Source organism: Reyranella massiliensis 521, assembly GCF_000312425.1.
Lineage (GTDB): Bacteria > Pseudomonadota > Alphaproteobacteria > Reyranellales > Reyranellaceae > Reyranella > Reyranella massiliensis.
Window position 1 is genome coordinate 2177088 of the sequence record NZ_HE997181.1, and the last position, 15196, is coordinate 2192283.

A 15196-nucleotide genomic window follows, 5' to 3' on the forward strand; every position below is an offset into this window, starting at 1 on the left:
TGGCGCAGGGCGGGCAGCAAAACAAAAATTACAAACTGGCCAGCGACTTCACGACACGAATGTCGGGCTCGCCAGCGCGGCCACTCTCGCGTCGGAAGCCAAGATGCTGAGCAAGCTCCAGCATCTTGGTGTTTTCGCGCAGCACATGGCCGATCACGCGCTTGACGCCGCGTGACTTGCCGTAGTGCAGCACATGATTGAGCAGCAGCGCACCATAGCCTTGGCCCTGGCGATCCGAGGCCACGATCAAGGCGAACTCCGCCTGCTCGAAGCCCGGATCGGCGGCCAGCCTGCCGACTCCCAGCAGTTCCTTGCCGTCGAGCAACAGGAACGCCATGGCGCGGTCGTAGTCTATCTGCGTCAGCCGTGCCGCCATCTCGTGCGACAGCTCACGTATCGGGCCGAAGAACCGAAGGCGCACGTCTTCCGGGGTCAGTCGCGTGGTGAAGGCCCGGATCAACGGTTCGTCGTCGGGGCGGATCGGCCGGATGCGCAGCTTCTGGCCACGGTGTTCGATCTCGGTTTCGAGCTCGACCGGATAGGGCCGGATGGCAAACCGTGCCGCCCGCTCCTGCCCGGCCTGCGGCTTGCGAACGACGATGCGGGCATCGAGCGCCAGCACGCCATCCGCGTCGGCCAGCAGCGGATTGATGTCGAGTTCGGCAATCTCGTCCACGTCCGCGATGAGCTGCGACAACCGGATCATCGCCTCACCGACGGCGGCACGGTCGGCCGGCGCGCGACTGCGATACCCCCGCAACAGCCGGTCGACACGGGTTCTGCTCAGCGCATCCTCGGCGAGGACGGGATCGAGCGGCGGCAACGCCAATGCCTTGTCGTCGATCACCTCTGCGGCAACGCCGCCGTGGCCGACCAGCAGGATCGGCCCGAATACCGGGTCCTCGGCAGCGCCCAGGATCAGTTCCACCGCATGTGGTCGCTTGATCATCGGCTGCACGACGAACCCGTCGATGCGGGCCTTGTTGGCCTTTACCAACACCTTCCCGATCATTTCGCGCACGGCGTCGAGGACAGCCTGCTCGGAAGCGAGGTCGAGCGCCACGCCGCCGACATCGCTCTTGTGCGTGATGTCGCGCGACAGGATCTTCACGGCCACCGGAAAGCCGATGCGCAATGCGGCGGCGGCGGCTTCCGCCGCATCGAGCACGATCTCGGTCGGCACCACGGGGATACCGTAAGCCGCCAGCACGCGCTTGGCCTCGGGTTCGGTCAGGATCTCGCGCTTTTCGGCCAGCGCGCCAGCCACGATCGAACGCACGAGCTGCGTATCGGCGCGCGCCTCGGAGACCGACGGCGGCGTGCGCTGCAGGGCGCGTTGGCCACGGCGATACTCGATGATGTGCATGAAGCCGCGTACCGCGCGCAATGGCGTGTCGTAGGCCGGGATGCCGGCCTCGTGCAGGACACGGCGGCCGGCCTGCGCCTCCGGGCCGCCGATCCAGCAGCCGATCACCGGGACGACCTTGGCGCCCTCCGCCGCAGCCACCGCGCGCGCCACCTCGACCGATGACGCGAGCGCGGTCGGCACGTTCATCGCCAGCACCGCACCGACGCCGCGATCGTCGGCCAGCGCGTCGAGGGCGGCCGCATAGCGCGCGCCATCGGCATCGCCCACGATGTCGACCGGGTTGGCGCGCGACCAGCCACGCGGCATCTTCTTGTCGAGTTGCGCGATCGTGCGCGGCAGAATGGAGGCCATCTCACCCCCCTCGTCCGCCAGCAGATCGGTGGCCACGATGCCCGCCCCGCCACCGTTGGTCAGGATCGCCAACCGTCCGTTGCGTGGCGCAAGGCCGTGCGCCAGCGTCTCGGCTGCGTCGAAGAGTTCGCCCAAGCCCAATACGCTTACCAGACCGGCACGGGCGAAGGCCGCGTCGTAGACCGCCGCCGAACCTGCCATCGAGCCGGTGTGGGAGGCTGTCGCGGCGGCAGCCGAGGCGTGGCGTCCCCCTTTCAGGACGATCACCGGCTTCACGCGCGCCAGGCCTCGGGCCGCGGACATGAACTTGCGGGCCTGCGTGATGCCTTCGACGTACATTAGCACCGCGCGCGTGTCGTATTCGCGCGCCAGCATGTCGAGCACGTCGCCGAAATCGACATCGGCCATGTCGCCCATGGAGATCAGATGAGAGAAGCCGATGCCTTGCGCCACGCCCCAGTCGGCGAGGCCGGCCAGCACCGCGCCCGACTGGGCTACCGCGGCGATGCGGCCCGCCTTCAATCCGGATGGTCCGAAGCTCGCATTCAATCCGATTCGCGGTGCGGCAAAGCCGATGCAGTTGGGCCCGACGATGCGCATCAGATAGGGCTTGGCGGCCCGCAACAGGCGCTTGCGCCACCGCGCATTGACGGCGTGTGCATCCGAGCCGCTTCCAGGTCCGGCGCTGATCACGACGGCCGCACGCGTGCCGAGTTCGCCCAACGCCACGATCAAACCAGGAATGGTCTCCGCCGGTGTGGTGATCACGGCAAGATCCGGCGCCACCGGCAACTCGGAGACCTTGCGAAACACGGTCCGGCCTTCGATCGTGCCGCCCTTGACGTTGACCAAATAGATGTCGCCCTGGAAGCCACCTGCCAGCAAGTTACGCGTGACGGCTTCGCCGACCGAGTGCGGTCGCGAACTGGCGCCGATGGCCACGACGGAGCGCGGCGATATCAACTTGTCGAGGTTACGGGTGGACATGCCTTCGTCCTGTCGCCAACAATCGTGGCCGAGCCATGACAGCGAATCATATTGCACACAAGGCCGACGCCACGGCTGTGGAATTGCGTCTCGACCGGCTTTCACGTCTCTACAATTCGCTCGACCCCTCGCCCTTTCAGGAGAAGGACCTCGATGCCGCGGCTGACGAGTACATCGTGGGGTCGGCCGAGGATCTCGGCAGTCGGCCGATGCGGTTGGTCATTCTTCTGCCCGAAGACGAGTTGGCACGATCAGAATCCGAGCATGTCGCGACATCGATCCGGCATCATTTCGAGCTGCGCAGCCACAGCGAAAGACGGCAACTCCGCACCATGTGGTGGCGCGCCCGCACGAGCCTCGTGGTCGGAATTGTCTTCCTGGTGATCTGCCTCGTGGCGCGCCACTTCCTCCTGGGGTCGCCTTCGCCCATCGCTCACATCTTCGCCGAAGGTCTGTTGATCGTGGGCTGGGTCGCGATGTGGGGGCCGCTCGATATCTTTCTCTACGGTTGGTGGCCGATCTATGCGCGTCAAAAGCTGCTGGAGCGGCTGTCCCACCTCGAGGTCGAGCTTCGTCCCCTCAAATGAGCTGCGGGCCGTTCATCAACACCAGGCCAATCACGATCACCGCCGCCGCGGCGACCCGCCGTCGGCCGAACGGTTCACCCAACAGCAACGTGCCGATCAGCGCCCCGAAGAGGACGGAGGTCTCGCGGAGGGCCGCGACATGCGCCATCGGCCCCAGCACAAGCGCATAGATCGCAATCCCATAGCCGACATTGGCGACCACGCCGCCGATCATGCCGCGATACCAGGTTCGCTTGACGTGCGTCCACACAGACCCCGGACGCAGCACCGCCGCCAGAACCAGCAACCACGGTCCTTCGATCACGGCAAGCCAGGCGATATAGGAGATCCTGTGCTCGAAGGTCGGCCCGGCGGCGCGCACGCCCAGGCCATCGGCAATGATGTAGGCTGCGATGGTCACGCCCGTCAGCATGGCGAACAAGGTCGCGAGGCCATGCCGGCTGCCGGGCTTCGGCACGACGTTCTTCAAGGGCATGGCGAGCGCAATCAGGCCGAAGCTCAACAGCAGGACGCCGGCAATATCCTGGACGCGCAGATGCTCGCCGATGAACCGCCCCGACACCAGGGCCACCAGGAGCGGCCCCATACCGCGCGCAATCGGATAGGTGTGGCTGAGGTCGCCATAGGAATAGGCTTTGAGCAGGAAGAAGTAGTAGGCGATATGGATCGCCACCGACGCCAGAAGATACTTCCAGGCCGCCGGCTCAATCATGGGCACAAACGGGACGACGCAGAGGCCCATCACCGTGCCGGTCGTCATGATGATGCCGAACGTCGCCAGCCGGTCCGATTGATCGGACTTCAGGATGGCGTTCCAGGTAGCGTGCATCAGCGCTGCAGCAAGCAGCAGCGCGACAATGAGGGGTTCGACGACCAAGGCGATTCTATTCTCGTTAGCTGCAGCCTACGCCCGATAACCGGTAGGGAGTAGCGCGCTTTTCTTGATGCAGCCCCTTATTCGGCTCAGGATCGGCGCAGCTAAGGTTGAAACGAGCGAGGCACGAGCGATGGGCGTAGAGGCGTACAAGGCGGCGCGAGAGTTCTTGTTGGCCAAGCGTGGCGACTACGATGCAGCCTATCGCGATTTTCGCTGGCCCGAGCTCGACCAGTTCAACTGGGCGCTGGACTGGTTCGACGCCGAGCTTGCCCGAGGCGAGGCGGCGAAGCGCCCCGCCCTGAAAATCGTCGGCGACGGAGCCATCACCCTCACCTTCGCCGAGCTGTCGGAACGCTCGAACCGCGTGGCCAACGGCCTGCGGGCACTGGGTGTGAAGCGCGGCGATCGCATCCTGCTGATGCTGGGCAATGTCGCGCCGCTCTGGGAGACGATGCTGGCGGCCATGAAGCTTGGCGCCGTCGTCATTCCGGCGACCACTCTCCTCACCCCGGTCGATCTGGCGGACCGCTTCGAGCGCGGCCGAGCGCGCCATATCGTGGCGGCCGCCGGCGAAGCCGCCAAGTTCGACGGTTTCGACCCCGCCCTGACGCGCATTGCCGTCGGCGACGCGCCCAAAGGCTGGCATGCCTATTCCAAGCTGCTCGACTCGCCCGCCACGTTCGTGCCCGACGGCGTTACGCAGGCCGACGATCCGATGCTGCTCTACTTCACATCCGGAACCACGGCGAAACCCAAGCTGGTGCTGCATTCCCATCGCAGCTACCCCGTGGGCCATCTCACGACGATCTACGTGCTCGGCCTGCAGCCCGGCGACGTTCACCTCAACATCTCCTCGCCGGGTTGGGCCAAGCACGCCTGGAGCTGCTTCTTCGCGCCGTGGATTGCCGGCGCCACGATCTTCATCGCCAACCAGCCGCGTTTCAATGCGCGCTACCTGCTGGATACCATCGTCGCCAACGACGTCACCACGCTTTGCGCGCCGCCGACCGTCTGGCGCATGCTGATCCAGGAAGACCTGAAGGCCTGCAAGACCAAGCTGCGCGAAGTGCTGGCCGCCGGCGAGCCTCTGAATCCCGAAGTAATCGAGCAGGTCGAAAAGGCCTGGGGCCTCACCATCCGCGACTTTTACGGCCAGACCGAAACCACCACGCAGGTCGGCAACCCGCCCGGCCAGCCCGTGAAGCCGGGGTCGATGGGCCGCCCCCTGCCCGGTTACCGCATCCGCCTGCTCGATGCTGACGACAAGGACACCGAGGAAGGCGAGATCTGCATTGCGCTCGACCAGCGGCCGGCCGCCCTGATGCGCGGCTACCAACAGGACGACGGCTCGATCGCCTCCATCGACGGCGAGGTCTACCGCACGGGCGATGTCGCGTCGCGCGATGCCGACGGCTATCTCACCTATGTTGGTCGCGCCGATGACGTGTTCAAAGCCTCGGATTACCGCATCAGCCCGTTCGAGCTTGAAAGCGTTCTGATCGAGCACCCGGCCGTCGCCGAGGCGGCCGTCGTGCCGGCCCCCGATCCCGTGCGGCTTGCCGTGCCGAAGGCCTATGTGATGCTGACGGCGAGCGGCAAACCCGACCGCGAGACCGCGCTGTCGATCTTCCGCCACCTGCGCGGCCGGCTGGCGCCCTTCAAGCGCATTCGCCGCATCGAGTTCGCCGACCTGCCCAAGACCATCTCCGGCAAAATCCGGCGCGTCGAGCTGCGCCGCGACGAGGAGAAACGGGCCTCGGAAAACCAGCGCGGGCCCAGCGAATTCAGGGAAGAGGATTTCCCAGAACTGGCGCAGAGCTGAGGAAAGCCGCTAATATCTCGCCATGCTTCTCCTGATCGATAACTACGACAGCTTCACCTACAACCTCGTCCACTTCCTGGGCGATCTCGGCGCGCACTGCGTCGTGCATCGCAACGACCAGATCACGGTCGACGAGGCGCTGGCCCTGAAGCCGGCCGGCATCGTGCTGTCGCCGGGTCCCTGCACCCCCAACGAGGCCGGCATCTGCATGGACCTCATCAAGGCCGCCGCCAGGGAACAGGTCCCGCTGTTCGGCGTCTGTCTCGGCCATCAGGCGATCGGCCAGGTGTTCGGCGGCAAGGTCGTGCGCGCCCCGACGCCGATGCACGGCAAGCTGTCGGGCGTGCAGCACAAGAACCAGAGCGTGTTCGAGGACGTGCCCTCGCCCTTTCAAGCGACGCGCTATCATTCGCTGATCGTCGACCGGAAGGACTTTCCCAAGGACCTCGAAGTCACCGCCGAGACCGGCGACATCATCATGGGCCTGCGCCACAAGACCCTGCCGATCCATGGCGTGCAGTTCCATCCCGAGAGCATCGCGTCGGAGCACGGCCACAAGATCCTCGAAAACTTCCTGAAGATTGCCGGCGACCACCCTTCGCAACAGAACAAGAAGAAGGCTGCCTAGCGACGAATGTTCAATCGTCGGCTCTTCCTCCTTTCCTCCGCCTCGGCCGCCGTCGCACCGGCGGCCTTCGCTCAGGCTTGGCCGACAAAACCGATCCGGATCATCGTTCCCTTCCCGGCAGGACAGGCGACCGACATCGTGGCGCGGCTGATGGCCGACCAGCTCACCAAGTCGCTGGGCCAGCAGGTGATCGCCGAGAACCGCCCCGGCGCCGGCGGCCAGATCGGCGCCGACGTCGCGGCCAAGGCCACGCCGGACGGCTACACCCTGCTGATGGTGACGATCTCCACCCACGGCATCAGTCCGGCGCTTTATCCGAAGCTGCCCTACGATCCGCAGAAGGACTTTGCGCCGATCGCCAACATCGGACTGACGCCACAGGTCCTCATGACCAGTCTCAAGAGCGGCATCGGCTCCGTCGCCGATCTTGTTGCCAAGGCAAAGGCCGGGGCCGACTTCAACTACGGCTCCTCGGGCAACGGCTCGGCCAGCCATCTCGCCGTCGAGATGCTGAAGAGCGCTGCCGGCATCAAGCTCACGCACGTGCCGTTCAAGGGCAATGCCGAGGCCCAGCTCGCGTTGCAGAGCGGCGACATCCAGCTCCTGTCCGATGCCATTCCGGGCGCCGTCGGCCCGGTCCGCGCGGGCAAGGTGAAGGCCATCGGCATCGCCGACGAGCGGCGCTCGCCCTTCCTGCCCGACCTGCCGACCGTTGCCGAACAGGGCCTCAATGGTGTCGTCGCTGTCGGCTGGATCGGCCTCTCCGCGCCGGCGCGCACGCCCGAGCCGATCCTCGACAAGATCAGCGCCGAGGTGATGCGCATCCTCAAGGATCCCGAGGTTCTCGAGAAGATGAAGAGCCTCTCCTTCGTGCCCGCCAAGGAATCGCGCCAGGAGTTTGAGGCTTACATCGCCATCGAGAACACCAAGTGGCGCAAAATCGTCCAGGATTCCGGTGTGAAGATCGAGTGAGGAGATCCGCGATGGGCGTCACGACCGAGGCCATAAAGACGGATGCGGCGGAATGGCGGACGGGCGTTATGGTCGTTCGCGCTGAGGCGCAAAGAGCGGCCAAACAGGAGACGGCAGGCGCGGGACGCACGACCGTCGTCGACTATGTCGGGACGGGTGGAGAGCGAACCTGGATCGGTACGGTGACACTCCTGCCCGGTACGAGGACCGGCACCCATCATCACGGCCGCCACGAAGTCACCATCTACATCGTGAAGGGCAGTCTGGAGATCCGGTGGGGCAAGCGGCTCGAGTATGTGGCCGATCTGACGCCGGGCGACTTCGCCTATTTCGCGCCCTTCGTCCCGCACCAGGAGTTCAATCGGCAAACGACCGAGACTGTCGACCTGATTGCGATACGCAGCGACAACGAACGGATCGCCATCCCGCTCGCGGACAATCCCGTCGAGCGGCCCGAAACGGTCTATTGATCGGAGCGATCAGCCGGCTGAAGCCTACTCCAGCACAGCCGCGTGTCCGCCGCCCGGCCCCTTCGCCTTCTTGAGCAACAGCACCAGCGGCAAGGCAACCAGCGCCACCAGCATCATCAGCTTGAAGTCGTTGGCATAGGCCACGACGCTGGCCTGCCTGGTGACTTCGGCGTTGAGTGCAGCCTTGCCCGCCGTCGTCGCCAGGTTCCAGAAATGCGACGGACCGACCTGGCTTAGCGCATCGTTGAATGGTGTGACATATCCTGCCAGCTCGGCATGGACGAGCTGGGTATTGCGAGTCAGCAGGAAGATCACCAGCGAGATGCCGATGCTCGAACCGATATTGCGCATCAGGCTGTAGAGAGCCGTGCCTTGTGTGCGCAAATGCGCCGGCAGAGTTGCGAAGGTGATGGTCGAAAGCGGCACGAACATGAAGCCCAGCCCCATGCCTTGCATCATGCCGGTGCGGATCAGGGCCCACTCCGAGACATTGGGCGTAAAGCGCGTCATCTCCCATAGGACTTCGGCCGTGATCAACAGGCCAACGACCAGCAGGATCCTCGGATCGACTTTGTTGATGATGCGACCGACCAGCATCATGGCGAGCATCGTGCCGATGCCGCGCGGCGCCAGCACCATGCCGGCGGTGATTACGGGATAGCCCATGAGGTTATGCAGATAGGGCGTGATCAGCGCCAGCGAGGCCAGCAGAATGATGCCGACCACGAAGATGAAGCAAAGTCCCACGGAAAGATTGCGATCCCTGAAGATCGCCGGATCGATGAACGGCTGCTTCACCGTGAACATCTGCACCAGGAACAGGTAGAAGGCGAGCGCAGCCAGCACGGTCTCGATCACGATCTCGGTCGACGAGAACCAGTCCACCTGCTCGCCACGATCCAGCATCATCTGGAATGAGCCGATGGCGATGCTGAGCATGGCAAAGCCGAACCAGTCGAAACTGCCCTTGCGAGTCTCGGTTTCCGATAGGTAGGCCGATAGGCCCAAGAAGGTCAGGATGCCGATCGGCACGTTGATGTAGAAGACCCAGCGCCAATCGTAGACCTCGGTCAGCCAGCCGCCCAGCGTCGGCCCCAGGATCGGTCCAACCATCACGCCGATGCCCCACATGGCCATTGCCGAGCCATGCTTTTCCTTCGGATAGGAGTCGAGCAGCACGGCTTGCGAGAGCGGCACCAGTGAGGCGCCGAACAGGCCCTGCAACAGACGAAACAGCACCATCTCGGGCAGTGAGGTGGCGATGCCGCACAGGACCGACGCGCCGGTGAATCCCGCGACCGCAATCTGGAACAGCCGCTTGCGGCCGAGCCGTTGTTCGAGGAAGCCCGTGACCGGCGTCGCAATGGCGGCGGCAACGATATAGGACGTCAGCACCCAGTTGATCTGGTCGGTGGTCGCCGACAGCGAGCCTTGCATGTAGGGCAGCGCAACGTTGGCGATGGTCGTGTCCAACGCCTGCATGATCGTGGCCAGCATGACGCAGAGCGTCAGCAGCACGACGTGGCGTGGCTGTGCCCCCGCTGTCGATGGGGCCGGCGATGACATGGCTATTGTCCGATGGCCTGCCGGGCACCGCCGAACAGGTCGGCAATCTGACGCTGATGACCTGTGTCGATCTCGACATAGGCGCTCATGCCGGTGCGCAGCGGCGGCGCATCGGCCGGCATCTCGACCTTGAGCCGGATCGGCACGCGCTGCACCACCTTCACCCAGTTGCCGGTCGCATTCTGCGGCGGCAGCACGGAGAACTCCGCCCCCGTCGCCGGAGCGAGACTCGTGACGGTCCCGTGCCATTCGCGGCCAGGATAGGCGTCGATGGTAATGGTCGCGACTGCACCCGGCTTCAGGTAGGTGAGGTCAGACTCCTTGGGGTTCGCCTCGACCCAGACATCGGCCGACGAGACGAGGCTGAACGCCGCCTGCCCTGCCGGCAGATATTCGCCGACCTGCAGCGCATCGACATTGGTCACGACGCCGGGAATGGATGCCAGAACTGTGGTGTGTGCAAGATCGCGGCGCGCCTTGTCGACCTGCGCCTGGGCGGCGAGGAAACTGGGATGATCCTCGATCCGCCCTTCGGCGTTACCACCGAGCTGGGCAAGCGCTGCTTCAGCGTCGTGTTGCGCCATGCTGAGACGCTCGCGGGCCGCATCGAGATCGCGCTTGGCTTGATCGAAGGTCGCCTGAGCCGACACGCCACGCTTCAGCAAATCCTGCTGACGTTGCGCCGTGGTCTCGTAGAAGACAACATCGGTCTTGGCCTGATCGATCTGCGCCATCTTCTGGCGATAGGTCGCCTGCTGGGTGGCGATCTGGTTGCGCACCGTGCCGAGATTGGCCTCCGCCCCGGCCAGGGCAATGCGGAATGGCTCCTGGTCGAGGGTAAACAGGACGTCGCCCTTGTCGACCTTCTGGCTTTCGTGGACGGCGACGTTGGCCACGATGCCGGAAACGTCCGTGGCAACCGTCAGCTTGCCGGCATGAACGTACGCATTGTCGGTCGACACATAGCGCCCGCCGGTCGTGTAGACGAACAAACCGGTTGCCAGCACAACGACCGGCCCCAGCATCAACAGGACACGGCGCAGGTTATGCGGCCGCCGCCGTTTCAGTCTGGCGGCAATCGACACGCGCGCGGGAGCCGGCACGGACGCCGGTTCGGGGGCCGGAACCTCGTCGGCGAGGTCAGTGCGCCGGAAGGAATTTCTGTCAGCCATTGCCAGCTCTCCTGTCGCCGGCGTTCGTCGCCAGCCTGCCGAGAAGGTTGCCCTTCATGCTGGACAGGATGGCGAACAGCCGATCGCGATCGTCTTCGCTCACGCCGTCGAGAGCCTCGCCCCGCGTCGCCGCGCCAACGGCGAATATCTCGCCGAGAAGCGGTGGCGCCTTATCAGTGAGATGCAGCTGTCGAATGCGACGGTCGGTCGGGTGTGCCCGGCGTTCGACCAAGCCCATTTCCTCCAGCCGGTCGAGCAGGCGCGTGAGCGTGATGGGCTCGACTTCGAGGATGTCGGCCAATCCGCTCTGCTGGATGCCCTCGTTGCGCGCCAAATGCGCCAGCACTTGGCATTGCGACCGCGTCAGCCCGAGGTCACGCGCATTCTGCTCGAAGCGCTTGCGCATGAGCCGCGCCACGTCGTGCAGCAGGAAACCGATATTGCGTTCGGGCGATTCCATTACATCTCCTAAGCGCCCTTAATATAAGTTTGCTTATTATTTTCGCAAGTGTTGGCGGCCAGAAGGAATTACCCTTTAAAATCAGTCTATTACGTCAAAAAACTTAGGGCGCGACGCCGAAGCCCGCGCGTTGGATCGCCTTGGTGATGGCGGCCACGTCCGCTCCCGTTGGGAGACGCATCTCTCCGCTCTTGAGATCGACGGAGAGAGGCGCGGTGCCTGCGCCGGTCGCGGCACGGGTGACGGCCTTTACGCAGCCGTCGCAATCCATGCCGGTGACCTTGAGGATGAGTTCTTGAGCCATGTGATATAGCTTCGCGCCCGCCGGCTGGACCGGCAAGAGGCAAATCAACACGGTGTTTTTCCGGTGAGCGGCGATATCGACGATTTTCGGGGCCTTCTGGCCAAGGTAGGCAATGGCGAGCCGCTCGGCATCGACGAGGCGGAGCGGGCCTTCGACATCATGACCAGTGGCGACGCCACGCCAGCGCAAATGGGGGCCTTCCTGATGGGGCTCAAGGTGCGCGGCGAGACGGCCGAGGAGCTGGCCGGCGGTGCCCGTGTGCTGCGCGCCAAGATGCTGCGTGTACGGGCGCCTGAGGGCGCGATCGATATCGTGGGTACAGGCGGCGACCACCATGGCACCTACAATGTCTCCTCCTGCTCCGCCCTGGTCGTGGCCGGCGCCGGCGTGCCCGTCGCCAAGCACGGCAACCGTGCGTTCACTTCCAAGTCCGGCGCCGCCGACGTGTTGGATGCTCTCGGCATCAATCTCGATCTGCCCATCGAAACACTGGAGCGCGCGCTGGTCGAGGCAAAGGTGTGCTTCCTCATGGCCCCACGCCATCATAGTGCCATGCGTAACGTCGCCGGTCCGCGGGTCGAGCTGGCGCCGTCGCGCACGATCTTCAATTTGCTGGGCCCACTGTCGAACCCCGCCGCCGTCAAACGCCAGCTCGTCGGCGTTTTCGATCGCCGCTGGCTGCGGCCCGTCGCCGAGGCATTGAACCAGCTCGGCCTTGAGCGTGCGCTGATCGTCCATGGCCAGGACGGAATGGATGAGCTCACCACGACCACCACGAGTTGGGCGGCGTCGCTAGAGAACGGCAAGGTGAGCGAGATCGAGATTGCCCCCGAGGATATCGGCGTGAAGCGTGCCTCACTTGCCGACCTCAAGGGCGGCGATCCGGCGTACAATGCCGAAGCCATTCACAAGGTACTGGCCGGAGAGAAGAACGCCTTTCGCGACATCGTGGTGCTGAACAGCGCCGCGGCGATTATGGTTGCAGGCAAGGCCCGTGACCTGAAGGAGGGTGCCGCTCTTGCCGTCGCCGCGATCGACAGCGGCAAAGCCAAGGCCGCCCTGGAGACGCTGAAGAGGATCTGCGCATGAGCGACACGCTGACGAAGATCGTCGCCGACAAGCGCCGCCACGTCGATGCGCGCAAGGCCAAGCGCACGCTGGCCGAAGTGGAAGATATGGCGCTGAAGGCCGACAAGCCGCGCGGCTTCGCCGCCGCCCTGAAGCGCACCATAAAGTCGGGCCGCTACGGGCTGATCGCCGAGATCAAGAAGGCCTCGCCCAGCAAGGGCTTGATCCGCGAGGACTTCGATCCCCCGACGCTCGCACGCGCCTATGAACGCGGCGGCGCGACCTGTCTCTCCGTGCTGACCGACGAGCCTTACTTTCAGGGTAAGGATGAATTCCTGGTGCAGGCGCGCAACGCCTGCGGTTTGCCTGTCCTGCGCAAGGATTTCATGATCGACCTCTATCAGGTCGCCGAGGCTCGCGCGCTGGGCGCCGATTGCATCCTGCTGATCATGGCCTGCCTCGACGACGAGATGGCGTCCGACCTCACCAAGCTCGCCCATCGCTGGGAGATGGACGTTCTCGTCGAAGTGCACGACGCGGCCGAACTCGAACGGGCGCTGCGCATCGACAGCGACCTGATCGGCGTCAACAACCGCAACCTCAAGACGCTCGCCGTCGATCTCGCCACGACCGAACAGCTCGCGCCACGGGTGCCGCGCGATCGCGTGCTGGTCGCCGAAAGCGGCCTCGGCTCGCCGGCCGACCTTGCGCGCATGGCCAAGGTCGGCGCGTCGGCCTTCCTGATCGGCGAGAGCTTCATGCGCAAGCCCGACGTCGAGGCTGCCGTGCGCGAGATCCTGGTACGAGAGGCCGCATGAGGCGCAAGGCTGCCCTCACCCACTTCGACGACACCGGCAATGCGCGCATGGTCGATGTCGGCGACAAGGACGTGACCGAGCGCATCGCCGTGGCCCGTGCTAGCGTCACGATGCAGGCTGCAACCCTGAAGCTGATCCGCGAGAAGAAGGCCAAGAAGGGCGACGTGCTTGCCGTGGCGCAGCTCGCCGGCATCATGGCCGCCAAGCGCACGCCGGAGCTGATCCCGCTCTGCCATCCGCTGTCGCTGTCGTCGGTCGACGTGAAGCTGTCGCTCAATCCCAAGCGCAAGGCCGTCGACATCGAGGCGACCTGCAAGCTCAAGGGGCGCACCGGCGTAGAGATGGAGGCACTCACGGCGGCCTCGGTTGCCGCCCTGACAGTCTACGACATGTGCAAATCGGTCGACCGCGGCATGACGATTTCCGAAGTTAAACTCCTGCACAAGTCCGGCGGCAAGTCCGGCACCTGGAGCGCCGGCTGATGCTCTCCGTTCGCGATGCCCATGCCCGCGTGATCGCCGCCTTCGAGGCGCTGCCGGCCGAGATGGTTTCAATCGCCGATGCAGCGGGCCGGGTGCTGGCGGCACCAGCGACGGCGCGGCTCACCCAGCCACCGGCCGATCTCTCGGCGATGGACGGCTACGCGGTCCGCGCTGCCGATGTGCCTTCCACGCCGGGCACCCTCACCCTCGTCGGTCAGGCGCCGGCGGGTGGCTCCTACGATCACGTCCTGAAGGCTGGCGAGACGGTACGCATCTTCACCGGCGGACCGCTGCCGCAGGGTGCGGACGCGGTCGTGATCCAGGAAGACACAAAGGCCGACGGCACGCAGATCACCATTCTCGATGCGCCGCGCCAAGGTCGGCACATCCGCAAGGCCGGCCTCGATTTCAAGGTGGGCGATCAGGCGCTCAAGGCGGGCCGCACACTCTCCACACGCGACGTGGCCCTCGCGGCGGCGATGAACCTGCCGTGGCTCTCGGTTCATCGCAAACCGCGCGTCGCGATCCTGTCGACCGGCGACGAACTGGTGATGCCGGGCGAGCCGGTCGGCCGAAATCAGATCATCTCCTCCTCGGGCATTGCGGTCGCGGCTCTGGTGCGTGGCTGGGGCGGCGAGCCGACCCTGTTCGACATTGCCCGCGACGACGCTGCGCTGATCGAAAGCCGCATTGCCGCCGGCGCACAGCACGATCTGCTGATCACCCTGGGCGGCGCCTCGGTCGGCGACCACGATCTCGTGCAGGCCGCCCTCAAGGCCCAAGGCTTCTCGATGGATTTCTGGCGCATCGCCATGCGCCCCGGCAAGCCGCTGATGTTCGCGGCCAAGGACCGCGCCCGGGTCCTCGGCCTGCCCGGCAATCCCGTTTCCACGATGATCTGCGCCCTTCTGTTCCTGAAGCCCGCGATCGAGCGGATGCTGGCCCAGCCGGGCGACCTGGTCGCAACGCAGCCAGCCCGCCTTGCGGTCGATCTGAAACAGAACGACCAGCGCGAGGACTATGTTCGCTCGACGCTCTCTCGCGCTGCCGACGGCGCCCTGACTGTCGCCCCCCACCCGGTACAGGACAGCTCGATGCTTTCCGTCCTCGCCAACGCCAGCGGACTGTTGGTCAGGCCTGCGCACGACCCGGCCCGAACGAAGGGTGAAACCGTGCAGATTGTTGACCTCGCGAGCCTCCCCGGCGGCTACTGATCCCCGTCTTCCCCGGGATAACTTGACCCGGAACAAGAACCAAACTAGA

Annotated in this window: 15 protein-coding genes; 9 read left to right on the top strand and 6 right to left on the bottom strand. The window is 65.1% G+C overall.

Going from position 1 to position 15196, the window contains the following annotated elements; genetic code table 11:
- Window positions 1-28: 28 nt before the first annotated feature.
- On the bottom strand, window positions 29-2707 hold the full coding sequence (locus BN60_RS10745) for a bifunctional acetate--CoA ligase family protein/GNAT family N-acetyltransferase (protein ID WP_020696047.1): 2679 nt from the start codon (window positions 2705-2707) through the stop codon (window positions 29-31).
- A gap of 35 nt (window positions 2708-2742) precedes the next feature.
- Here BN60_RS10745 and BN60_RS10750 point away from each other — a divergent pair, with 35 nt between their 5' ends.
- Complete coding sequence (locus BN60_RS10750) at window positions 2743-3294, top strand: hypothetical protein (RefSeq protein ID WP_020696048.1); 552 nt, start codon at window positions 2743-2745, stop codon at window positions 3292-3294.
- On the opposite strand, the gene BN60_RS10755 is transcribed toward BN60_RS10750, so the two are convergent.
- On the bottom strand, window positions 3287-4171 hold the full coding sequence (locus BN60_RS10755; RefSeq protein WP_020696049.1) for an EamA family transporter: 885 nt from the start codon (window positions 4169-4171) through the stop codon (window positions 3287-3289). The two genes, BN60_RS10750 and BN60_RS10755, sit on opposite strands and share 8 nt — an antisense overlap.
- Before the next feature lie 130 nt (window positions 4172-4301).
- Between BN60_RS10755 and BN60_RS10760 the strand changes: the two genes are divergently transcribed.
- Genes BN60_RS10760 through BN60_RS10775 form a run of 4 tightly spaced genes read left to right on the top strand, consistent with a single transcriptional unit; the run spans window position 4302 to window position 8063 of the window.
- Window positions 4302-5993: an AMP-binding protein gene (locus tag BN60_RS10760; protein WP_020696050.1), complete on the top strand. Its 1692-nt coding sequence runs from the start codon at window positions 4302-4304 to the stop codon at window positions 5991-5993.
- Window positions 5994-6015: 22 nt separating this feature from the next.
- Window positions 6016-6621, top strand: coding sequence for an anthranilate synthase component II (locus BN60_RS10765; RefSeq protein ID WP_020696051.1), 606 nt, complete (start codon window positions 6016-6018; stop codon window positions 6619-6621).
- Window positions 6622-6627: 6 nt separating this feature from the next.
- Window positions 6628-7593 carry a Bug family tripartite tricarboxylate transporter substrate binding protein gene (locus BN60_RS10770; RefSeq protein WP_020696052.1) on the top strand — a complete coding sequence of 322 codons (966 nt, stop codon included), beginning with the start codon at window positions 6628-6630 and terminating at the stop codon, window positions 7591-7593.
- A gap of 11 nt (window positions 7594-7604) precedes the next feature.
- Window positions 7605-8063 (top strand): cupin domain-containing protein, encoded by a 459-nt coding sequence (locus tag BN60_RS10775; protein ID WP_020696053.1) that lies wholly within the window; start codon window positions 7605-7607, stop codon window positions 8061-8063.
- A gap of 24 nt (window positions 8064-8087) precedes the next feature.
- Here BN60_RS10775 and BN60_RS10780 read toward each other — a convergent pair whose 3' ends face one another.
- The 4 genes from BN60_RS10780 to BN60_RS10795 all read right to left on the bottom strand — a co-directional run bounded on the left by BN60_RS10780 (window position 8088) and on the right by BN60_RS10795 (window position 11565).
- Window positions 8088-9629, bottom strand: a complete 1542-nt coding sequence (locus BN60_RS10780; RefSeq protein ID WP_043283828.1) for a DHA2 family efflux MFS transporter permease subunit — start codon at window positions 9627-9629, stop codon at window positions 8088-8090.
- Between the two features lie 2 nt (window positions 9630-9631).
- Window positions 9632-10801: an HlyD family secretion protein gene (locus BN60_RS10785; protein ID WP_020696055.1), complete on the bottom strand. Its 1170-nt coding sequence runs from the start codon at window positions 10799-10801 to the stop codon at window positions 9632-9634.
- Window positions 10794-11261: a MarR family winged helix-turn-helix transcriptional regulator gene (locus tag BN60_RS10790; protein WP_020696056.1), complete on the bottom strand. Its 468-nt coding sequence runs from the start codon at window positions 11259-11261 to the stop codon at window positions 10794-10796. The genes BN60_RS10785 and BN60_RS10790 overlap by 8 nt, the downstream gene beginning before the upstream one ends.
- Window positions 11262-11364: 103 nt before the next feature.
- Entirely contained in the window at window positions 11365-11565 is a 201-nt protein-coding gene (locus tag BN60_RS10795; protein WP_043285352.1) for a heavy-metal-associated domain-containing protein, read from the bottom strand.
- 75 nt (window positions 11566-11640) lie between these two features.
- Between BN60_RS10795 and trpD the strand changes: the two genes are divergently transcribed.
- The 4 genes from trpD to BN60_RS10815 are packed head-to-tail and all read left to right on the top strand — an operon-like array spanning window position 11641 to window position 15147.
- The gene (gene trpD, locus BN60_RS10800) at window positions 11641-12654 is read left to right on the top strand and encodes an anthranilate phosphoribosyltransferase (RefSeq protein ID WP_043285354.1); all 1014 of its coding nucleotides are present in this window, start codon (window positions 11641-11643) and stop codon (window positions 12652-12654) included.
- Entirely contained in the window at window positions 12651-13451 is an 801-nt protein-coding gene (trpC, locus tag BN60_RS10805; protein WP_020696059.1) for an indole-3-glycerol phosphate synthase TrpC, read from the top strand. Before trpD ends, trpC begins: the two co-directional genes overlap by 4 nt.
- Window positions 13448-13933 (top strand): cyclic pyranopterin monophosphate synthase MoaC, encoded by a 486-nt coding sequence (moaC, locus tag BN60_RS10810; protein ID WP_020696060.1) that lies wholly within the window; start codon window positions 13448-13450, stop codon window positions 13931-13933. The genes trpC and moaC overlap by 4 nt, the downstream gene beginning before the upstream one ends.
- Entirely contained in the window at window positions 13933-15147 is a 1215-nt protein-coding gene (locus tag BN60_RS10815; RefSeq protein ID WP_020696061.1) for a molybdopterin molybdotransferase MoeA, read from the top strand. Before moaC ends, BN60_RS10815 begins: the two co-directional genes overlap by 1 nt.
- The last annotated feature ends 49 nt before the right edge of the window (window positions 15148-15196 follow it).